Source organism: Vibrio hepatarius (genome assembly GCF_011806575.1).
Lineage (GTDB): Bacteria > Pseudomonadota > Gammaproteobacteria > Enterobacterales > Vibrionaceae > Vibrio > Vibrio hepatarius_A.
This window is the reverse complement of record NZ_JAATOO010000012.1, coordinates 38,614-59,350: the sequence shown is the minus strand read 5'-3', so window position 1 is coordinate 59,350 and position 20,737 is coordinate 38,614. Positions and strand designations below refer to the sequence as shown.

At 47.1% G+C, this 20,737-nt stretch carries 15 protein-coding genes and 2 tRNA genes; 11 read left to right on the top strand and 6 right to left on the bottom strand.

The window, feature by feature from the left end; genetic code table 11:
* The first annotated feature begins 22 nt into the window (after window positions 1-22).
* A complete protein-coding gene (locus HCZ42_RS11405; RefSeq protein ID WP_167420815.1) occupies window positions 23-1,357 on the top strand; it encodes an MATE family efflux transporter in 1,335 nt (444 codons plus the stop codon).
* Between the two features lie 48 nt (window positions 1,358-1,405).
* Here HCZ42_RS11405 and HCZ42_RS11400 read toward each other — a convergent pair whose 3' ends face one another.
* The 3 genes from HCZ42_RS11400 to HCZ42_RS11390 all read right to left on the bottom strand — a co-directional run bounded on the left by HCZ42_RS11400 (window position 1,406) and on the right by HCZ42_RS11390 (window position 5,473).
* Window positions 1,406-2,284 (bottom strand): U32 family peptidase, encoded by an 879-nt coding sequence (locus HCZ42_RS11400; protein WP_167420814.1) that lies wholly within the window; start codon window positions 2,282-2,284, stop codon window positions 1,406-1,408.
* 20 nt (window positions 2,285-2,304) lie between these two features.
* Window positions 2,305-3,318, bottom strand: a complete 1,014-nt coding sequence (gene ubiU / locus HCZ42_RS11395; RefSeq protein ID WP_167420813.1) for a ubiquinone anaerobic biosynthesis protein UbiU — start codon at window positions 3,316-3,318, stop codon at window positions 2,305-2,307.
* A 115-nt stretch (window positions 3,319-3,433) separates the two neighbouring features.
* Window positions 3,434-5,473, bottom strand: coding sequence for a sensor domain-containing protein (locus tag HCZ42_RS11390; protein WP_167420812.1), 2,040 nt, complete (start codon window positions 5,471-5,473; stop codon window positions 3,434-3,436).
* A 197-nt stretch (window positions 5,474-5,670) separates the two neighbouring features.
* On the opposite strand from HCZ42_RS11390, the gene ubiT reads away from it, so the two are divergent.
* The 10 genes from ubiT (at window position 5,671) to truB (ending at window position 13,853) form a co-directional block, all read left to right on the top strand.
* Window positions 5,671-6,198, top strand: a complete 528-nt coding sequence (gene ubiT / locus HCZ42_RS11385; RefSeq protein WP_167420811.1) for a ubiquinone anaerobic biosynthesis accessory factor UbiT — start codon at window positions 5,671-5,673, stop codon at window positions 6,196-6,198.
* Window positions 6,182-6,685: a GNAT family N-acetyltransferase gene (locus HCZ42_RS11380; RefSeq protein ID WP_167420810.1), complete on the top strand. Its 504-nt coding sequence runs from the start codon at window positions 6,182-6,184 to the stop codon at window positions 6,683-6,685. Before ubiT ends, HCZ42_RS11380 begins: the two co-directional genes overlap by 17 nt.
* Window positions 6,686-6,958: 273 nt before the next feature.
* Window positions 6,959-7,291 carry a preprotein translocase subunit SecG gene (gene secG / locus HCZ42_RS11375; protein WP_053409010.1) on the top strand — a complete coding sequence of 111 codons (333 nt, stop codon included), beginning with the start codon at window positions 6,959-6,961 and terminating at the stop codon, window positions 7,289-7,291.
* A 15-nt stretch (window positions 7,292-7,306) separates the two neighbouring features.
* Window positions 7,307-7,390: transfer RNA gene (locus HCZ42_RS11370), tRNA-Leu, on the top strand.
* Between the two features lie 58 nt (window positions 7,391-7,448).
* A tRNA-Met gene (locus tag HCZ42_RS11365) sits at window positions 7,449-7,525 on the top strand.
* A 222-nt stretch (window positions 7,526-7,747) separates the two neighbouring features.
* Window positions 7,748-8,203: a ribosome maturation factor RimP gene (gene rimP / locus HCZ42_RS11360; RefSeq protein WP_053409009.1), complete on the top strand. Its 456-nt coding sequence runs from the start codon at window positions 7,748-7,750 to the stop codon at window positions 8,201-8,203.
* 24 nt (window positions 8,204-8,227) lie between these two features.
* Window positions 8,228-9,715, top strand: a complete 1,488-nt coding sequence (gene nusA / locus HCZ42_RS11355) for a transcription termination factor NusA (protein ID WP_167420809.1) — start codon at window positions 8,228-8,230, stop codon at window positions 9,713-9,715.
* Between the two features lie 23 nt (window positions 9,716-9,738).
* Entirely contained in the window at window positions 9,739-12,405 is a 2,667-nt protein-coding gene (gene infB, locus HCZ42_RS11350) for a translation initiation factor IF-2 (RefSeq protein WP_167420808.1), read from the top strand.
* Between the two features lie 114 nt (window positions 12,406-12,519).
* Window positions 12,520-12,915: a 30S ribosome-binding factor RbfA gene (rbfA, locus tag HCZ42_RS11345; protein WP_167420807.1), complete on the top strand. Its 396-nt coding sequence runs from the start codon at window positions 12,520-12,522 to the stop codon at window positions 12,913-12,915.
* Window positions 12,915-13,853 carry a tRNA pseudouridine(55) synthase TruB gene (gene truB / locus HCZ42_RS11340; protein ID WP_167420806.1) on the top strand — a complete coding sequence of 313 codons (939 nt, stop codon included), beginning with the start codon at window positions 12,915-12,917 and terminating at the stop codon, window positions 13,851-13,853. Before rbfA ends, truB begins: the two co-directional genes overlap by 1 nt.
* Before the next feature lie 56 nt (window positions 13,854-13,909).
* On the opposite strand, the gene HCZ42_RS11335 is transcribed toward truB, so the two are convergent.
* The 3 genes from HCZ42_RS11335 to gltB all read right to left on the bottom strand — a co-directional run bounded on the left by HCZ42_RS11335 (window position 13,910) and on the right by gltB (window position 20,352).
* Window positions 13,910-14,338, bottom strand: a complete 429-nt coding sequence (locus HCZ42_RS11335; RefSeq protein WP_167420805.1) for a DUF1499 domain-containing protein — start codon at window positions 14,336-14,338, stop codon at window positions 13,910-13,912.
* Window positions 14,339-14,455: 117 nt separating this feature from the next.
* A complete protein-coding gene (locus HCZ42_RS11330) occupies window positions 14,456-15,868 on the bottom strand; it encodes an FAD-dependent oxidoreductase (protein ID WP_167420804.1) in 1,413 nt (470 codons plus the stop codon).
* A 20-nt stretch (window positions 15,869-15,888) separates the two neighbouring features.
* On the bottom strand, window positions 15,889-20,352 hold the full coding sequence (gene gltB, locus HCZ42_RS11325) for a glutamate synthase large subunit (protein WP_167420803.1): 4,464 nt from the start codon (window positions 20,350-20,352) through the stop codon (window positions 15,889-15,891).
* Between the last annotated feature and the right edge of the window lie 385 nt (window positions 20,353-20,737).

Here is a 20,737-nt window from a genome sequence, read left to right as displayed (position 1 = left end):
CTGGCTAACTTTTGGTGTGAGTATGCAAATATCCATATACAAGCAGTTTTGGCGTTATACCATCCCGACTGTCGCAGCAATGCTGGTCAACGGGTTGTACCAAATCGTAGATGGTATTTTTATTGGCCGTTACGTCGGGGCGGATGGTCTGGCAGGCATCAACGTTGCGTGGCCAGTGATCGGGGCGATCCTCGGGATCGGTATGCTGGTGGGCGTCGGTACGGGGGCTTTGACGTCGATTCGCCAAGGTGAAAAAGATGCACTTGGCGCAAAACAGGTGTTGATGACAGGGTTATTGTTACTGCTGCTAATCACACCGATTGTTGCGATAACATTATGGCTGTTCGCCGAAAACTTCCTAATCTGGCAGGGTGCGCAGGGGCGTGTTTTTGAGCTTGGTTTACAGTACCTCGATATCCTGATTGCTGGGTGTGTATTTACCCTTGGATCGATTGCGATGCCATTCCTACTGCGCAACGATGAAAGCCCGAAATTGGCCACTATGCTGATGATGGTCGGTGCGGTAATCAACATCGTTTTAGACTATGTATTTATCGCTTGGTTGGATTGGGAATTGACCGGTGCTGCGATTGCGACGGCAATTGCGCAGATGACGGTGACCGCGCTTGGTATCTCGTATTTCTTCTCACCACGCGCAAATTTACGTCTGAAAGTCGCTGACTTTGAGTTTCGCTTTACCGCGATTCCGCAGATCTTCACCATCGGTGTTTCAAGCTTTTTTATGTATGCCTATGGTTCGGTGATGGTGGCATTGCATAACGGGTTGTTTACCGAATATGGTGATCAATTGATGATCGGTGCGTATGCGATCTTGGGGTATATCGTAACCGTTTATTACCTTGCTGCTGAAGGCATTGCTAACGGCATGCAGCCACTGGCAAGCTATAACCACGGCGCGAAACACGTTGAGAACATTAAGAAGTTACTCAAAGTGGCAATGGTTTCGTCTATCTCACTTGGTGTTATTTTTGTCGTGTTGCTGAACGTGTTTCCTTACCAGTTCGTCTCGGTGTTTAACTCCGAGAGCCACGAATTAGTCGACTACACGGTGACGGGAATTCAGTTGCATCTATTTGCGTTGGCACTGGATGGCTTCTTAGTAGTGACAGCTGCGTATTACCAAGCGATCAATAGTGGCAGTAAGGCAATGTTTGTCACTATGGGTAATATGCTTATCCAGCTGCCGTTCTTGTACATCATGCCAAAACTGTATGGTGTCACTGGTATTTGGCTCGCTTATCCTTTGTCGAATATCGCGTTGAGTGTGATAGTAGCGGTAATGCTTTATAACGATGTAAAGCGTTATCAGATGCGAACGATACAAGCCACGATATGAAGAAAGTGATATGAAAAAAGGGCTCTTAGGAGCCCTTTCTGTTAGTGGTTAGAGAGTTTTGACTTCTAAGCCCGCGAGTTGGTGCCAATAGCCGTTACATTGACGGCTAGCCATCGGTTCTGGGTGTGAGCCCGATTCGTTAGCACGGAACTTATCCAATTCAGAGAGCGTCTCTACACCTAATGGGCTTAAGCGAACAACATCGACTAGTCCTTTCATGCTTGGTAAGTCGTTGATTAGGTTGTAGCAGTAACCAGACTGAGTCTGAATGCCGTTAAGGTTAAATACTTCTTGACCTTCTTGGCTGCTGACCTGAATTCCAGTCGGGTACTTAATACAACAAGTCTCGCAGTCGTCCTTGGCTTTGTTTTCGGCGCGAGCGGTAAAGCAGCGGGCTGAATAGGCGAGAGGCAGATAGCCGTGACTAAATACCTCGACTTCAAACTGATTTTTAATCCCGAGTTGTTCACATTGATTTAATACGTTGCTGAGCCACTCGCGTGACAACTCTACCGGCATACACCAGCGTGTCATGCCTTGTTTTAGGAACAGGTTTAGCGTGTGGGCGTTGTAGGTATTCACCGCAGGTCCAACAATAAACGGCACTTTCTTATCTGCTGCCAGTTGAATCGCCGAGACGTCATTAGCTTCAATCGCGAAATCGCCGTTATCGATGTATTTCTTCATTACGTTGACTTCGCTCGGCGCTTCAAGCAAAGCCATTGTAGAAAGCACCACTTGTTTACCTGCGCTCCTTAATTCTTTGGCAATATCAAACCAATGCGCTGGCTTCATTTCACGGCGTTTGGAGCACACGCTCTCTCCGAGGTAAACGATATCTGCTGAGCTGTTGGCCGCTTGCTGGTAAAACGCTTCGACATCTTGCTTTGGCCAAAAGTAGAGTAGTGGGCCTAACGCGTATTTCATGTTGTTTTCCATTGTTACCTCTACTGCCATTTACGGTGGTAAGCACCGAGAGTGGTTTGAGTGCCCTCGGAGACGTTTGCTAGTGCGGCATCCCATGCGGCTTCAACTTGGTACGCTTCAGGATTTGCTTGGTAGCGGTCGATTGCGGCGCGCCAAGTACGAGTTACTTGTTCAACATAGGCAGGACTGCGTTGGCGACCTTCTATCTTGACCGACGCAACATTAGCCGCAAACAGTTCTGGCAGCATCGAGAGTGTGTTCAAACTGGTGGGCTCTTCCAACGCGTGGTAGCGTTTTTTCTCACCGTCTAACTCGGCGATAAAACGACCTTTACACAATGTCGGGTATCCTGCATTTTCACCAGCACTGTAGCGGTCGATCAGGATATCGTTCAGACGAGACTCTAAACCCTGCTCGGTTTCTTGCCAGCGCACGTATTTGGCTGGTGAGCACGCGCCTACGGTGTTAGGAGATTCGCCTGTCATGTAAGACGATAGGTAGCAACGTCCCTCTGACATGATGCACAGGCTACCAAAGGCAAAGACTTCAAGTTCGACATCGCTGGTGATATTACGAGATAACTGTTTAACCTGATGAATCGATAGGACGCGCGGCAGAACCACACGTTTAACGTTGAAGTTGTTCTTGTAGAACTCGATTGCAGGTACGTTGGTCGCAGAGGCTTGTACCGACAAATGCAGCTCTAAATCTGGGTGTTTACGTGCGGCGTAATCGAGTACCGCAATATCTGCAACGATCAGTGCATCCACCCCATTATCCGCAGCTCGGTCTACCGCATCTGTCCAGCGCTCGAATCCATCTGGGTGGGCAAAGGTGTTGAGTGCCACATGGATTTTTTTGTCGTGATCGTGGGTGTACTGCACCGCTTTTTCTAACTTTTTACCGGTGAAGTTTAACCCCGCAAAATGGCGCGCGTTGGTATCATCTTTAAATCCGATGTAGACCGCGTCAGCACCGCAATCAATGGCGGTTTTTAGGGCAGGTAAGTTTCCTGCTGGGCATAGGAGTTCCATTGCTTTCTACCAGACTATCTCTTCAAAGTGCCCCGCATTTTATGAAGAATTATGAATGGCAAATTTGATGTAAGGCAGGTTTAAGTGAGTTTCTTGGTTAAATACTCAATTGGAGTTAGCTTTTATGGCGGCGGTTCTGGGCGAACAGTTCTTCCACTTCTTGTTTCGGTTGAGGTCTATAGAAATGGAAACCTTGGATTGAATGGCAGTTGAGATTTGACAGCAGAGTTGCTTGCTGCTGAGTTTCTACACCTTCGGCGACGACAGTCAGGTTGAGTGATTTACCTAGGTTGATGATGTTTTCGATCACCGTGACCTGCTTTGGTAACGTATCTAGGTCGCTAATAAACGCGCGGTCGATCTTCAGCTCGTCAATGGGGAAGCGTGCTAAATAAGAGAGCGACGAATAGCCAGTACCAAAGTCATCGATCGAAAGTGAGAAACCTAACTTCTTGATCGCATTGAGCATTTGAATCGTGTGTTCGCTGTCACTCATGACCGCACTTTCGGTCAGTTCGAAAGTGATGCAACTGGAATCTAGTTCGGTGGTACGGAGCAGTTTCTCCATGTAATCGATCAGTTTCGGGTTGCCGAACTGTTCTGGCGATAAGTTGATCGCAACACGGCCCGGTAATATCCCTTGGATTTTCCAACGCTTAACTGTGTTGAATACTTCACGCATCACCACTCGGCCTAGGTGCTCGATCAATCCGGCTCTCTCTGCGACAGGAATAAACGCACTCGGACTGATATAACCTTCTACCGGGTGTTTCCAACGGATCAGCGCTTCAGCACCATTAATGCTGAAGTCACGTGCGTTGACCTTAGGTTGATACCAAACCTCTAAACCATTTTGTTGCAGCGCTTTTTGTAATTCGATCTCGAGCCATAAACGCATACGCGCTTCTTTATTCATTTGATCGTTGAACTTGATCAGACGATTACGACCTCGATCTTTGGCTTCGTACATCGCAGTGTCAGCATTTTGCAGCAAAATACGCGCGTCGTTGCCGTCGCCGGGGTAGGCGACACTACCAATCGAACACGCAAGTCGCTTGCTAAAATGGTGTAGATCGAAAGGTTGGTTGATCAGCGAGATAATTCGTTCTGACAACATTTCAGCCATACGGTTGTTGTCAGGTTCTGGCAGGATGATGCCAAACTCATCGCCTCCTAAATGCCCTAGTATTGCTTTATTTGGTAAAAGGCGCTTAAGACGAGATGAGACTTCTTTGATGACCTTGTCACCGATGTGGTGGCCGAGTGAGTCGTTAATGTTCTTAAAGTTATCAATATCTAAATAGAGCATGATCAACGGTGTTTCGTTGTGAATCAGTTGCTCTAGACGCTTAGTGAAGCCAAATCGATTGTACAAGCCTGTAAGAGAGTCGATATTGACGTCTTCATGCGATTTTTTCGTCAAAATCTTTGGCGTATCTTCCGCATCTTGAATTAACACCAGTTGGGAACTGCTGCCTAGGACGAGTGTATTGTCGGCGTTGAGCAGCACTTTACGCTCAAAACCGCAGCGAGGTCCTGTCAGGCAAGTTAGCGGCGCTTCGCCCAATGTCTCTGCAAATGAGGTCGGGAAAACTGTTTTGGTCTTTTCATCAATGAATAGGCGTGAAAGGTTTTCACCTAATAAATCTTGAATCGAATCAAAGCCTAATAAACGGATGGCAGCAGGGTTTGATGAAATGATGCAGTCATCTTCAACCAACAATAGACCGTCAGGCAGCAGTGTTGTCAGCGTGGAGTATTTACCTTCCGACTCTTCTAAAGAGCGGATCAGAATATGCTTTTCGGAAGTATCGATGGCGTGAAAAATGACGTGCTCGACGCATTCATCATTTTCTATCGGTGACAAACTAAAGTGCAGACTGGTTTCGAGGTCGATTTCACCTAGGGTGATTTCCGCTTCGAGTGTTTCACCACCAAAAGCGCGCTCATAATAAGGTTTGAGCAGATCGTAAAACTGTTCACCAAGGATCTGTGTATCACGCATGCCGACCAGTTCGTCTGCTGCTAAGCCTGAAATGTCGCAATAGCGCCCATTAACCAACGTATAGTTATGTTGGCGATCCAGTATGGCAAAGAAAAATGGGCTGTTAGCCGTAATTTTTGTAAACCAGTGCTGTAACTGTTGCGATAGCATTCAGGAGTTACCAATTTCCATAAGGGCTGTGAAATCCATAAGTTTGAGGATTACCTTGACCTAACAATATAGCTGGCATTTATTAGTTATTAAAGACTTAGCCGGTTAACGTCGATTCTTTGATAAATGACAGGTATCGACCTGTGAACATCTACTATGATGTGTGGTTACTATTAACAAAGTAACGGATAATTCGCGTGATTAACAAGATTCGCACTCAACTAGTTCAAAATGCCGCTTCAATTTTGCGATCTCCAGTCCACTTATTGCCTCAATCTGTACAAAAAAAAGCCTTACTTGAGGGGCTGAAAATGGCGTTCAAAGAAGCGTTGGAAGACGGTGACTTCGAATTCCTTGAAGGTAAGTGGTTAAAGGTCTCTGTGGTCGATATGCGCCTGGATTGGTATGTCAGTTACGAAGATGAAAAGCTGATTGTGGCAGACCAAGCTCAAAAAGAAGATGTGTCGTTTAGCGGTAACCTGAATGATTTAGTGCTGATCGCAGGGCGTAAAGAAGACCCAGACACACTGTTTTTCCAGCGTCGTCTTTCTATTGAAGGAGATACGGAGTTGGGCTTAGAAGTGAAGAACCTGATGGACAGTGTTGATCTTGAAGCAATGCCAAAGCCGTTGCAAACTTTGTTAAATCAACTAGCCGACTTTGTATATAAAGGCTTACAATCGCCTTCCACACAAAGTGAGGTAGTAAATGCTTATTCGAACTGAAGCTCCGGCCGATATCCTTGCCGTTGACCAATTATTGAAATCTGCTTTTGAAACAGAAGCGGAAGCGAACTTAGTCATGAAACTAAGAGAAAACGGACATCGCACACTATCTCTGGTCGCGGCCGATGATAACGGTGAAGTCGTAGGATACGCGCTGTTTAGCCCAGTCACACTCGATGGTCAAGATGACAGTTGGCAAGGTCTCGCGCCATTAGCGGTGAAAGAAGAGTATCGTCGTCAAGGTGTAGCGAAGCAATTGGTAGAAGAAGCGTTTGCCTCTTTGAAAGAGCTGGGTTATCCAGCTTGTGTTGTGCTTGGCGATCCAAACTACTATGGCCGCTTCGGTTTTGTTGCAAGCGAAAAGCACAATATGCGTTGCCGCTGGGAAGTGCCAGCTGGTGCGTTTCAGGTGATTGCGCTGCGTGATGGCGAGTTTAATGGTCGTAGCGGCTTAATTGAATATTGCCCTGAGTTTTCTGAACTTTAATAAAGTTCTCGATTCCGGTGCTGGGTGAGTAATCGCAGCGGCACCAAACACGACAAACTAGCCCTAGTGCGAGTCATAGACGGATAAAAGTGAGTTTTTGTCCTTTTTTTGACCGTTTGACGCTGTTAGTATGTTTTTTTAGTAATTATCTCTTGTCAGCGTTAGAGCGTTTCGCTAGTATTGCTCCGCCTTCGTTAAGGAGGTCGCTAGCCTTGTTCTGAAATGTTATTTCGAGCGGCGCTGGCTCAACAATTTGGAACATAGGTGGAAATAATGTTTACAGTTCTACTTGTGATTTACCTGTTGGCAGCGATTGGTGTAATCGGCCTAGTGTTGATTCAACAAGGTAAAGGCGCAGATATGGGAGCCTCATTCGGTGCAGGCGCATCAAACACAGTGTTTGGCGCAAGCGGCTCAGGAAACTTCCTAACCCGAATGACTGCAATTTTTGCAACAGCATTTTTTGTTATCAGCCTAGTATTAGGTAACATGTCAACTCATAAAACTGAATCTCAGTGGGTTGACCCGACTCAAGGTCAAGTTATCGAACAAGCTGATAGCGTGAGTGAAGTTCCAGCTCAAGAGAGCAGCGAAATTCCTCAATAAGCTAAAGATTTAGCTGCCGAGATGGTGAAATTGGTAGACACGCTAGCATGAGGTGCTAGTGCCTTAGGTGTGAGGGTTCGAGTCCCTCTCTCGGCACCATTGATTTACAAACTTGTAAAACACCTTGTAGAGCGCGTATAATGCTCGGCAAGTCGGACGCGGGGTGGAGCAGCTTGGTAGCTCGTCGGGCTCATAACCCGAAGGTCGTCGGTTCAAATCCGGCCCCCGCAACCAATCTTCTTTTTCTTTTATAGAAGAGTAGATGTGGACAAGTTTGCACAGTGTCAGCACTGTGAGTTAAGTAACTTTGATACTTAACACATCAGGGTCCAGCAACAAAAAACCCCGACTATATCGGGGTTTTTTGTTATCTAAATTTCCTTACTGAGAAATTTAGAGAGTGCTTGGAATTTAAATTGGGCTCTGAGCCCTTTTTTTGTTTCTGGGGTGGTTTAAATGACTGGTTTAGAAAGACAACTTACTGAAATGCTTGAAGCTCCAGTAGCGGCATCAGGTTATGAGTTAGTTGGATTAGAATTTATTCGCGCAGGCGAACATTCAACGCTACGTATCTATATTGACCACGAAAACGGCATTACAGTCGATGACTGTGCGGAAGTTAGCCATCAGGTCAGTGCTGTTATGGACGTTGAAGATCCAATCACTGTGGCTTACAACCTAGAAGTGTCTTCTCCAGGTTTAGAAAGACCACTTTTCAAAGCTGCACATTATGAGCAATTCGTTGGTCATGAGGTAAACATCGTTTTGAAAATGGCTGTTGGTAACCGCCGCAAGTGGAAAGGTGTTATCCATTCTGTGGATGGTGAGACGGTCACTGTTACCGTTGATGGTAATGATGAAGAGTTTGCATTAAGCAACATTTCTAAAGCTAACCTGATCCCTAAATTTTAAGCAGAGTCTTAGAGGCTATTTAAAATGAGTAAAGAAATTTTAGCGGTAGCAGAAGCGGTATCGAATGAAAAAGCGGTACCTCGCGAGCGAATCTTTGAAGCACTAGAAATCGCACTAGCTACATCTACAAAGAAAAAGCACGAAATCGAAATCGATGTACGTGTAGAAATCGACCGTAAAACGGGTGAATTCGTTACTTTCCGTCGTTGGTTGGTGGTTGAAGAGGTTGAGCATCCAACCAAAGAGATTTCTCTTGATGCAGCACGTTACGACGATGATTCAATCGAGTTAGGTGATTACATTGAAGATGAAATCGAATCTGTAACATTTGACCGTATTACGACGCAAACAGCGAAGCAAGTTATCGTACAAAAAGTACGTGAAGCTGAGCGTGCGCAAATCGTAGAACAGTTTATCGACAACGAAGGTGAGCTAGTAACAGGTGTGGTTAAGAAAGTTAACCGTGACACTGTGGTACTAGACCTAGGCAACAACGCAGAAGCGGTAATCCTACGTGATGACCAACTTCCACGCGAAAACTTCCGCCCAGGCGACCGTGTACGTGGTCTGCTATACCGTGTAGCACCAGAAGCTCGTGGCTTCCAGCTATTCATTACTCGTTCTAAGCCTGAAATGCTTGCTGAACTGTTCCGCGTTGAAGTACCAGAAATCGCAGAAGAGATCATCGAACTGAAAGGTGCAGCACGCGATCCAGGTTCACGCGCTAAAATTGCAGTGAAGACTAACGACAAACGTATCGACCCTGTAGGTGCGTGTGTTGGTATGCGTGGCGCACGTGTACAAGCGGTTTCTGGTGAACTAGGTGGCGAGCGTATCGATATCGTTCTTTGGGACGATAACCCAGCGCAATTCGTTATCAACGCAATGGCTCCAGCAGACGTTGCTTCTATCATCGTTGATGAAGACGCACACGCAATGGACATCGCGGTAGAAGCGGACAATCTAGCGCAAGCTATCGGTCGTAACGGTCAAAACGTACGTCTAGCATCTCAACTTACAGGTTGGGAACTAAACGTCATGACTGTCGAAGATCTTCAGAAGAAGCATGTTGAAGAATCTCAAGCTGCGATTGAAAGCTTCATGAAACACCTAGATATTGAAGAAGACTTTGCTCAACTGTTGGTTGAAGAAGGCTTCTCTACTCTAGAAGAAGTAGCGTACGTTCCAGTTAACGAGCTGCTAGAAGTAGACGGGTTAGATGAAGACCTAGTTGAAGAACTACGTAATCGTGCAAAAAATGCACTTACAACTCTAGCTCTTGCGCGAGAAGAGTCTTATGAAGGTGTTGAGCCAGCTGAAGACCTACTTGCTCTTGAAGGCTTAGAGCGTGAGATGGCATTCAAACTGGCGGCTAAAGGTGTAGTAACACTAGAAGATCTAGCTGACCAGGGTATTGATGATATTGAAGATATTGAAGGTCTAACCGAAGAACGTGCTGGCGAGCTAATCATGGCTGCTCGTAACATCTGTTGGTTCGGCGAAGACGCATAATTTTTCAGCAAGGAGGAAGCGGCATGACACAAATTACTGTTAAGGCACTGAGTGAAGAAATTGGTACACCAGTGGACCGCTTATTAGAACAACTTGCTGATGCTGGTATGAAGAAAGCAAGTGGTGATCAGGTTTCTGATGATGAAAAGCAGAAACTACTGACTCACCTAAAGAAAGAGCACGGTGACACTTCTGGTGAAACCGAGCCTACTCGCTTAACTCTCCAGCGTAAAACTCGCAGCACACTCAGCGTTAATGCTGGTGGCGGCAAGAGTAAGGATGTTCAAGTAGAAGTACGCAAAAAGCGAACTTATGTTAAACGCAGCATTATCGAAGATGACGCAAAACGCGAAGCTGAGGAAGCAGCGAAGCGTGAGGCTGAAGAGCTAGCAAAACGTGAAGCTGCAGAGAAAGCACAACGCGAGGCTGAAGAGAAAGCGAAACGAGAAGCGGATGCAAAACGTGACGCTGAAGAAAAAGCCAAACGCGTACAAGCTGATAAGGCTAAGAAAGACATGAATGCAAAAAATGCGGATGCTAATACGCAAGCTAAGAAAGAAGCTGACGAACTAAAACGTCGTCAGGAAGAAGAAGCGAAGCGCAAAGCTGAACAAGAAGCGGCAAAGCTTGTTGAAGAGGCGCGCAAACTAGCTGAAGAAAACGAAGCTCGTTGGACTGAAGAAGAAAAGAAAAAGAAAGAGTTAGAGAACTCTGACTACCACGTAACGACTTCTACTTATGCACGTGAAGCTGAAGATGCGGCTGACCGTAAAGAAGAAGGTGGCCGTCGCAAGAAGAAGAAGAAAGCGGCGGGTAATGATGACCAATCTCGTGGTGGTCGTAACCAACGAGGCGGTAAAGGTCGTAACAATCGCGGTAAACTTGCTAAACCAACTTCTATGCAACATGGCTTTGATAAAACAGCGACCGTTGCAAAACAAGACGTTGTTATCGGTGAAACTATCGTAGTTTCTGAACTGGCAAGCAAAATGTCAGTGAAAGGCACTGAAGTCATCAAAGTGATGATGAAGATGGGCGCAATGGCGACTATCAACCAGGTTATCGACCAAGAAACAGCAGCACTAGTTGCGGAAGAAATGGGTCACAAGGTAATTCTGCGTAAAGAGAACGAGCTAGAAGAAGCAGTACTAGCGGATCGTGATAGCGATGCCGTTGCTGAAAGCCGTGCTCCAGTTGTAACTATCATGGGTCACGTTGACCATGGTAAAACATCGACTCTAGACTACATTCGTAAAGCACACGTTGCTTCAGGCGAAGCTGGTGGTATTACACAGCACATTGGTGCATACCACGTTGAAACTGAAAACGGCATGATCACCTTCCTTGATACTCCTGGACACGCAGCGTTTACTGCTATGCGTGCTCGTGGTGCTCAGGCGACAGATATTGTTGTTCTTGTTGTTGCAGCAGATGATGGTGTAATGCCACAAACAATCGAAGCGATCCAGCACGCGAAAGCGGCGGGTGTACCTCTGATCGTTGCAGTGAACAAGATCGATAAAGAAGATGCGAACCCAGATAACGTTAAGAACGAGCTAGCTCAATACGACGTTATTCCTGAAGAGTGGGGCGGTGAGAACATGTTCGTTCACATCTCTGCGAAACAGGGTACTAACATCGATGGTCTGCTAGAAACAATCCTTCTTCAAGCTGAGGTTCTGGAACTGACTGCGGTTAAAGAAGGCATGGCTTCTGGTGTAGTAGTAGAATCTCGCCTAGATAAAGGTCGTGGTCCAGTTGCAACAGTACTTGTTCAATCAGGTACGTTACACAAAGGCGATATCGTACTTTGTGGCCAAGAATACGGACGTGTTCGTGCAATGCGCGACGAGAACGGCCAAGAAGTAACGAGCGCAGGTCCTTCAATCCCAGTAGAGATTCTAGGTCTGTCAGGTGTGCCAGCTTCTGGTGACGAAGCAACTGTTGTTCGTGACGAGCGTAAAGCGCGTGAAGTTGCTAACTATCGTCAAGGTAAATTCCGTGATGTTAAACTAGCACGTCAACAGAAAGCTAAACTAGAGAACATGTTCTCTAACATGACTGCTGGTGAAGTTGCTGAGCTAAATGTTGTACTAAAAGCTGACGTACAAGGTTCTGTAGAAGCAATCGCAGATTCACTACGTAAGCTTTCAACAGAAGAAGTGAAAGTGAACATCGTTGGCTCTGGTGTCGGTGGTATTACGGAAACTGATGCTGTTCTAGCCGCAGCGTCTAACGCTATTATCCTTGGTTTCAACGTTCGTGCAGATGCATCAGCTCGCCGTACTGTTGAAAACGAAAACCTAGATCTACGTTACTACTCAATCATCTACCAGCTAATCGATGAAGTGAAACAAGCGATGGGCGGTATGCTTGCTCCAGAATTCAAGCAAGAGATCATTGGTCTTGCTGAAGTTCGTGACGTATTTAAGTCGCCGAAACTTGGTGCAATCGCAGGTTGTATGGTTACTGAAGGTCTGATTAAGCGTAACAACCCAATTCGTGTTCTACGTGAAAACGTAGTTATCTACGAAGGTGAACTAGAGTCACTACGTCGCTTTAAAGATGACGTTCAAGAAGTTAAGAACGGCTACGAATGTGGTATCGGCGTTAAGAACTACAATGACGTTCGCGTTGGTGACCAAATCGAAGTCTTCGAAACAGTGGAAATTAAACGTACACTGGACTAATTGACTAAAATTACTCACGATATCTGATAAAGATGAAGTGGTAATTGGTTGTTGAATACACCATGGGGGGCTGGGTTGACCATCCCCCCATTCTTTCTATTTGTGAGAAAAGATATGTCAAAAGAATTTAGCCGCACGCAGCGCGTATCTCAGCAGCTGCAAAAAGAATTGGCGATGATCCTGCAACGTGAAGTGCGTGATTCTCGTCTTGGTATGGTAACGATCTCGGACGTTGAGGTCTCTCGTGACCTAGCATACGCGAAAGTATTTGTGACTTTCCTATGTGTTGGCGAGCAAACGCCTGAGTCTTGTTTAGAAGCGTTGCGTGAGCACGAAGTCCACATCCGTATGATGTTGGGCAAGCGCATTCGTCTGCGTCTGACGCCTGAAATTCGTTTCTACTACGACAACACTTTGGTTGAAGGTATGCGTATGTCTAACCTTGTGACAGAAGTGGTCAGCACTGACAAGAAAAAGCAAAAAGATGCTGGTCGTGAGGACGAGGAATAATGGCTCGTCGTCGTAAAGGGCGTCCTATCGATGGTGTGATCCTGCTGGATAAACCTACCGGGATTTCATCTAACGACGCACTGCAAAAAGTAAAGCGTATTTATTTTGCTGAAAAAGCAGGCCATACCGGCGCACTTGACCCTTTGGCGACGGGTATGTTGCCAATTTGTCTTGGTGAAGCGACCAAGTTCTCGCAGTTTTTGCTCGATTCAGATAAACGCTACCGAGTGATCGCTAAACTGGGCGAACGTACCAATACGTCAGACTCTGACGGTGAAGTGGTCGAGACACGCCCAGTTGATGTCGACCTGACTAAACTCGAAGCGTGCATCGATAAGTTCCGTGGAGAATCGGACCAAATCCCATCGATGTTCTCGGCGCTTAAATACCAAGGCAAGCCTCTTTATGAGTACGCTCGTCAAGGCATTGAAGTACCGCGTGAATCGCGCAAAATCACCGTTTACGAGATCGTTCTGCATCGCTTTGAAGGCGATGAAGTTGAGATGGAAGTACACTGCTCAAAAGGTACTTACATTCGTACTATCGTCGACGATTTGGGTGAGATGCTGGGTTGTGGTGCTCACGTGACTATGCTGCGTCGCACTGCGGTGGCTAAGTACCCATACGAAAAGATGGTAACGCTAGAGCAACTGAACGAGCTATTAGAGCAAGCGCATCGTGAAGAAAAAGCGCCACGTGAACTGCTCGACCCACTTCTGATGCCAATGGATACCGCGGTTGAAGATTTACCAGAAGTTAATTTGATTCCTGATTTAGCGAACATGGTTCAACATGGACAACCGGTACAGGTATTCGGTGCGCCGACGGAAGGTCCTGTTCGCCTGACTATGGGTGAAGAAAAGCTATTTATCGGTGTGGGTGAGATGAACGATGACGGTAAGATTGCGCCTAAGCGCCTTGTCGTATTTCGTGATTAAACCTCGTTTATTCAGAACAAATAAAAACCGAAGCGTAGGCTTCGGTTTTTTTATGGCTATTGAATCAAGCCTTGTTCGCTCAGTAGTGTTCTTAGTTGTTCGGCGCGCTTTCGGTTGACGCCAAAGTCAGAATAGCCGACCCGGGACGCTGAACGAACGATTAACTGTCCATCGTGGATACGCAGTTCTAAGTCATCGACAAAACGCATAATTCTAGATGTGCATTCAATGCGCAGGTAGCCGTCGTCCTTCACCGCGGTTTTGGTACCAGGGAGTTGAAGTGCGGTCTGTTCTACTTTGTCGATATTGGCATCGAGAGTCAGGGTAAATGGAGCAAGGGCAAATTGTTCACGTTCGTCTTGTGTCGAGACACAGTTAGGCTTGTCGCCACATGGTGTCATCGTGCGGTCGGTCATGGTCGATACTCCTTGGCTACAGGCGGTGAGTGCGAACAATGAAAGAGCGAGGAGAGCGGGTCGTTTCATCATTGATGTCCTTATTCTGGTTTAGCCTTATTATAGAGCGCAACGCTAATAATAGATCAAATAAAAAGGCTGATGTATGTACATCAGCCTTTGTAACGTCTTGCTTATCTTGATGCTTTACACTTCAAGGTAATCCATAATGCCTTCTGCCGCTTTTCGACCTTCGTCAATGGCGGTGACCACCAAATCTGAACCACGAACCGCATCACCGCCAGCGAAGATTTTCGCGTTGCTGGTTTGATACATAAACTCTTGCTCAACAGGCGCTTTGATGCGTCCCCATTGGTCTAGATCGACACCATACGGTTCTAACCATTCCATTTTGTGTGGTTGGAAACCAAAGGCCATGATCACCACGTTAGCGTCAAGTACATGTTCACTACCCGCTACTGGCTCTGGACGGCGGCGACCCGCTTCATCCGGCTCACCAAGCGCAGTTTTCACGACTTTCACCCCAGTCACTTGGCCTGAAGCATTGACTTCGATACCCAGCGGTTGAAGGTTAAACATAAAGTTTACGCCTTCTTCTTTCGCGTTTTTCACCTCACGGCGAGAGCCAGGCATGTTGGCTTCGTCGCGACGGTAAGCACAGATTACGTTGGACGCTCCTTGACGAACTGAAGTACGTACGCAGTCCATCGCGGTATCACCACCACCAAGCACGACGACTTTCTTACCTGCCATATCGATAAATGGCTGGTCATCTTTGAGGTTCATTACCTTATAGGTGTTGGAAATCAAGAAAGGCAGTGCGTCGTAAACACCTGTCGCATCTTCGTTTGGCAAACCTGCACGCATGTATTTGTAAGTGCCGACGCCCAAGAATACCGCATCGTATTCATCGATAAGATCCTGCATTTGCACGTCTTTACCGACCTCAACATTCATGCGGAACTCCACACCCATCTCACTGAATACGCGGCGACGGTTTTCCATTACACCTTTCTCGAGCTTGAAAGACGGGATACCGAACGTCAGTAGGCCGCCGATCTCAGGGTAGCGGTCAAATACCACTGGCTTGACGCCGTTACGTACAAGAACATCCGCGGCGGCAAGGCCTGCGGGGCCAGCACCGATGATCGCGACTTTCTTATCGGTCCATTCCACTTTTGACATGTCTGGTTTCCAGCCCATTTCAAAAGCTTTATCGGTAATGTATTTCTCGATATTACCGATGGTGACCGCACCAAAGTCGTCGTTCAGCGTACACGAACCTTCACACAGGCGGTCTTGCGGACACACTCGACCACATACTTCGGGCAAGCTATTGGTTTGGTGAGAAAGCTCCACCGCTTCTAAAATACGCCCCTCATTGGCAAGTTTGAGCCATTGAGGAATGTAGTTGTGAACTGGACACTTCCATTCACAATAAGGGTTGCCACAGTCTAAGCAGCGGTCCGCCTGAGCGGTTGCTTGTTGCTTGGTAAAAGGTTCATAGATTTCAACGAATTCGATCTTACGTACCTTGATGGGTTTTTTCGCAGGATCTACGCGCTGTACATCGATAAATTGGTATACGTTCTGGCTCATGATTCAGACATCCTCCATGATTACTGTGCTTGAACGCGTAGTTCTGCTGCGCTACGACTTTGATGGCCTAACAGCGTGTTGAGATCCGCTGCTTGTGGTTTCACTAGATAGAACTTTGGAATCCATTCATCAAAGTTCGCTAGGATATTCTCTGCGTAAGAAGAGCCAGTCTCCTCAAGGTGTTCGGCGATCAAGCCGCGCAAGTGTTCTTGATGAATGTACAACTCAGACAATGAGATCGCTTCGACCGATTCGTTGTTGACGCGACCAGTAAAGTCATCGTTTTTGTCCAGTACGTAAGCGAAACCGCCTGTCATACCTGCGCCAAAGTTCACGCCTGTCGCACCAAGAATCGCGACAATACCACCCGTCATGTATTCACATGCGTTATCGCCAGCGCCTTCGATCACCGCGATAGTACCGGAGTTACGTACGCCAAAACGCTCACCAGCGGTACCCGCTGCGAACAGTTTGCCGCCCGTTGCACCGTACAGACAAGTGTTACCGATGATCGTCGCTTCATTGCATTTGAACGCCGTACCTAGGTGTGGTTTGATGACAATCTTACCACCTGCCATACCTTTGCCGACGTAGTCGTTCGCGTCGCCAGTCAGATACAGTTCCACGCCACCTGCATTCCACACACCGAATGACTGACCAGCAGTACCGTCGAGGTAGATCTTGATTGGTGATGCCGCCATGCCTTGGTTGCCATAGCGCTTGGCAATTTCACCGGATAGACGTGCACCGACCGAGCGGTCTGTGTTGATGACTTTGTAGAAGTAGCTTGCCGATTGTCTAGCCTCTACCGAAGCAAGCGCGTCTTCAACCATTTTCTGGTTTAGTTCGGCTTTATCAAACGGTTGGTTTGGCTCACTCCAAAACAGCGGATGGCCTTCTGGTGATACTGGTGCTTCCAAAATATTGGACAGATCAAGCTTCGACTGTTTTGCCGTCATACCTTGCACCGTTTCTAACAAATCGGTGCGACCAATTAAGTCTGTCAGCTTTTCAACGCCTAGCTCTGCGAGCAACTCGCGAACTTCTTCAGCTAGGCCTGTGAAGTAGTTGATCACCATTTCTGGTAAACCTTTGAAGAACTCTTTACGCAATGTTTCGTCTTGAGTCGCAACGCCCGTCGCACAGTTGTTAAGGTGACAGATACGTAGGAACTTACATCCCATCGCCACCATAGGCGCAGTACCAAAACCGAAACTCTCGGCACCGAGAATGGCGGCTTTTACTACGTCTAAGCCTGTTTTAAGACCACCATCTACCTGAAGACGGATTTTATGGCGTAGGCCGTTGGAAACCAGTGCCTGTTGCGTTTCAGCTAAGCCAAGCTCCCACGGACAACCTGCATATTTTACAGATGTAAGTGGGCTTGCCGCTGTACCACCATCGTAACCTGAGATGGTAATCAAGTCGGCGTACGCTTTTGCTACACCCGTCGCAATCGTACCGACACCTGGCTCAGATACCAGCTTCACTGAGACGAGTGCTTGCGGGTTTACCTGTTTCAAATCGAAAATTAGCTGGGCTAGATCTTCAATCGAGTAAATGTCATGGTGCGGAGGAGGGGAAATCAGAGTCACACCTTGCACTGAGTAACGCAGCTTAGCGATCTCCGCGGTCACTTTATGACCTGGAAGCTGACCACCTTCGCCCGGTTTCGCCCCTTGGGCGACTTTAATCTGCAGCACGTCGGCGTTAGTTAGGTAATGAGGTGTCACGCCGAAACGGCCTGAAGCGATTTGCTTAATACGTGAATTGCGCTCGGTACCAAAGCGACGTGGGTCTTCACCACCTTCACCAGAGTTGGAGTAGCCGCCTAAGCGGTTCATTGCCATTGCCAGTGCTTCGTGCGCTTCAGGGCTCAAAGCTCCGATTGACATTGCTGCTGAGTCAAAGCGTTTGAACAAGTCAGTTGCTGGCTCAATTTTTTCCAGTGGCAGTGGTTGGTCGGACTTTTTCAACTTCATCATATCGCGCAGCATCGCAATAGGTCGTTGGTTAACTTGTTTTGCAAAGCTTTTATAGTCTGCGCTTTCGCCCGATTTTACCGCAGTTTGTAGCGTGCCGACCACATCTGGGTTGTAGGCGTGGTATTCGCCGCCATGAACGTATTTCAGTAGACCGCCGTGTTCAATCGCTTTACGTTTTGCCCATGCTTTGCGTGACAAGTTGAACAGGTCTTGTTGGAAATCTTCAAAACCAGCACCTTGGATACGAGTGGTAACACCAGTAAAACATAGGTCGACCACATCTTGGCTAAGACCAACGGCTTCAAACAATTGTGAGCAGCGGTAAGACGCCACGGTAGAAATACCCATTTTTGACATGATCTTGTACAGACCTTTGTTGATGCCGTATTGGTAGTTCTGCATCACGTCACGGTAGCTCTTGTCGAGTGCACCATCGTCAATGAGTTTGCCTAGCGCTTCGTACGCAAGGTATGGATACACCGCTGTTGCACCAAAGCCGAGTAGTACTGCAAACTGGTGTGGGTCGCGCGCGGTTGCGGTTTCCACAATGATGTTCGCGTCACAACGCAGGTTTTCTTCGATTAGACGAGTCTGTACTGCGCCTACGGCCATCGCCGCTGGGATAGGTAATTTTCCTTTAACCAGAGCGCGATCAGAGAGTACGACTAGTACTGTGCCTTCACGTACCACTTGGGTCGCTTGGTCACATAGATCTGTGAGCGCTTGTTTGAGGTCTTTCTCACTCGGATCGTAGTTGATATCGAGAATGGTATTGCGATAGTGCGCATCCGCCAGCTCCAGTAGTTGCTGCATATCAGAGTAAAGCAGTACTGGAGAGTCAAACGTCACACGATGTGCGTGTCCATCGGTTTCACAGAAGACATTCATCTCCTGACCGATGCTGGTCGCCAGTGACATCACGTGTTTTTCACGTAACGGGTCAATCGGTGGGTTGGTTACCTGAGCAAATTTCTGGCGGAAGTAATCGGTCACCAGACGCTCTTTCGATGAAAGTACTGCCATCGGCGTATCGTCACCCATTGAGCCGACCGCTTCTTGCCCCATATCACCGAGTACTCGCAGCACTTGATCGACTTCTTCGTTGGTCATCGCAAACTGCTTTTGGTAAGTCTTGAGCAGGTCGCTATCAAAGTTTCGTTCACCAACTTGGTTTTCTGGCAATTCAGAAAACGGTTTGAGCTTATGGACGTTGTTTTCCATCCACTCGCGGTAAGGGTGACGGCCTTTGAGGTCGTTATCGATCTCGCTTGACTGCCACAACTTACCACGACGCGTATCGACAACCAGTAATTCGCCAGGACCCACTCGTCCTTTTTCGGCGACCTCATCAGGCGCGTAATCCCAAATACCGACTTCAGAAGCGAGCGTAATTAGCTTGTCCTTGGTGATCACATATCGTGCAGGGCGAAGACCGTTACGGTCTAAGTTACACGCTGCGTAACGACCATCAGAGAGGACAATCCCCGCAGGGCCATCCCACGGTTCCATGTGCTTTGAGTTAAAGTCATAGAAAGCGCGCAAATCGGCGTCCATGTCTGGGTGATTTTGCCACGCAGGCGGAACCAGCATACGCATCGCACGGAAGATATCCATGCCGCCAGCTAAGAACAAGTCGAGCATATTATCCAGACTTGACGAATCCGAGCCGGTCTCGTTGACAAATGGCGCAGCGGTTTGCAAGTCTGGCAACAGTGGCGAGGAAAACTTGTAGGCGCGAGCGCGAGCCCATTGGCGGTTACCTTCGATCGTATTGATTTCACCGTTGTGCGCTAAATAACGGAACGGTTGAGCCAATGGCCAACGAGGTTGGGTATTGGTTGAAAAACGTTGGTGGAACAAACAGATAGCAGATTCCATGCGTAGGTCAGCCAAGTCTAAGTAGAAGCGCGGTAAGTCGGCTGGCATACATAGACCTTTATAGACTATCACTTGAGTCGAAAGGCTACAGATATAAAAATCGCTGTCATCAGTGATTTGTTTTTCAATGCGTCGGCGTGCGATATACAAGCGACGTTCAATGTCTCGCTCACGCCATCCTGCGGGAGCGGAAATGAAGACTTGCTGGATATTGGGTAAAGAGTTAAGTGCAATCGGGCCTAGCACTTCCGCGTTAGTTGGCACTTCTCGCCAACCGGCGATAGTCAGAGTTTCTTGAGCTAACTCTTTGTTAATAATATCTTTTGAAGATTGAGCCTTAACCGGGTCTGGGCTAAAGAAAATCATACCTACGGCGTATTGTTTGCCTAGGTTGAAACCGTTTTCTTCCGCGATAAGGCGTAAATATGAGTCGGGCTTTTGTAGTAGTAGACCACAGCCATCACCGGTTTTACCGTCCGCAGCGATACCGCCACGGTGGGTCATGCGGTCAAGAGCCGAGATTGCGGTTCGAACCAGTTTATGGCTCGGTTCACCTTCCATGTGCGCAATCAAACCAAATCCACAGTTGTCTTTCTCAAGACTTGGATCATAAAGAGCCATTGCAATTCTCCCTTTGCTTCGCTGTCTTCCAGACAGAACTACCAACATCAAAAGGGTTGGTATGTATGACTAACTATGCTTTCAAATTGTTAAATTTTGCATAAGAATGCAAAAAATACTTTGTTATAGTTTTACAATAATCGACAAACTCATTTTCATCGACTTCACAACGTATAGCTTATTATGAAAAAGGTCAAGTTTTTGGTGGATAATCACGTAAGTATCGGATTTACCACGTAATACCCTAGAAAATTTATTAGATATCAGTTAGATAGATTTTTTGTTGTTACATTTTTGCAACAAATGAATGTTGAGAGAATAAAAAAGACCAGCACATTGTGCTGGTCAAATAAAAAAGTTTGGAAGGAATGATTGCTTATGTTGA

Excerpts from the sequence above, each read along its gene's own strand:
- HCZ42_RS11400 (WP_167420814.1), bottom strand. The coding sequence starts at position 2,284 with ATGAAATACGCGTTAGGCCCACTACTCTACTTTTGGCCAAAGCAAGAT.
- gltB (WP_167420803.1), bottom strand. The coding sequence starts at position 20,352 with ATGGCTCTTTATGATCCAAGTCTTGAGAAAGACAACTGTGGATTTGGT.
- HCZ42_RS11390 (WP_167420812.1), bottom strand. The coding sequence starts at position 5,473 with ATGCTATCGCAACAGTTACAGCACTGGTTTACAAAAATTACGGCTAAC.
- HCZ42_RS11335 (WP_167420805.1), bottom strand. The coding sequence starts at position 14,338 with ATGAAACGACCCGCTCTCCTCGCTCTTTCATTGTTCGCACTCACCGCC.
- truB (WP_167420806.1), top strand. The coding sequence starts at position 12,915 with ATGGCTCGTCGTCGTAAAGGGCGTCCTATCGATGGTGTGATCCTGCTG.
- ubiU (WP_167420813.1), bottom strand. The coding sequence starts at position 3,318 with ATGGAACTCCTATGCCCAGCAGGAAACTTACCTGCCCTAAAAACCGCC.
- HCZ42_RS11405 (WP_167420815.1), top strand. The coding sequence starts at position 23 with ATGCAAATATCCATATACAAGCAGTTTTGGCGTTATACCATCCCGACT.
- HCZ42_RS11380 (WP_167420810.1), top strand. The coding sequence starts at position 6,182 with ATGCTTATTCGAACTGAAGCTCCGGCCGATATCCTTGCCGTTGACCAA.
- HCZ42_RS11330 (WP_167420804.1), bottom strand. The coding sequence starts at position 15,868 with ATGAGCCAGAACGTATACCAATTTATCGATGTACAGCGCGTAGATCCT.
- secG (WP_053409010.1), top strand. The coding sequence starts at position 6,959 with ATGTTTACAGTTCTACTTGTGATTTACCTGTTGGCAGCGATTGGTGTA.
- rbfA (WP_167420807.1), top strand. The coding sequence starts at position 12,520 with ATGTCAAAAGAATTTAGCCGCACGCAGCGCGTATCTCAGCAGCTGCAA.
- infB (WP_167420808.1), top strand. The coding sequence starts at position 9,739 with ATGACACAAATTACTGTTAAGGCACTGAGTGAAGAAATTGGTACACCA.
- rimP (WP_053409009.1), top strand. The coding sequence starts at position 7,748 with ATGACTGGTTTAGAAAGACAACTTACTGAAATGCTTGAAGCTCCAGTA.
- nusA (WP_167420809.1), top strand. The coding sequence starts at position 8,228 with ATGAGTAAAGAAATTTTAGCGGTAGCAGAAGCGGTATCGAATGAAAAA.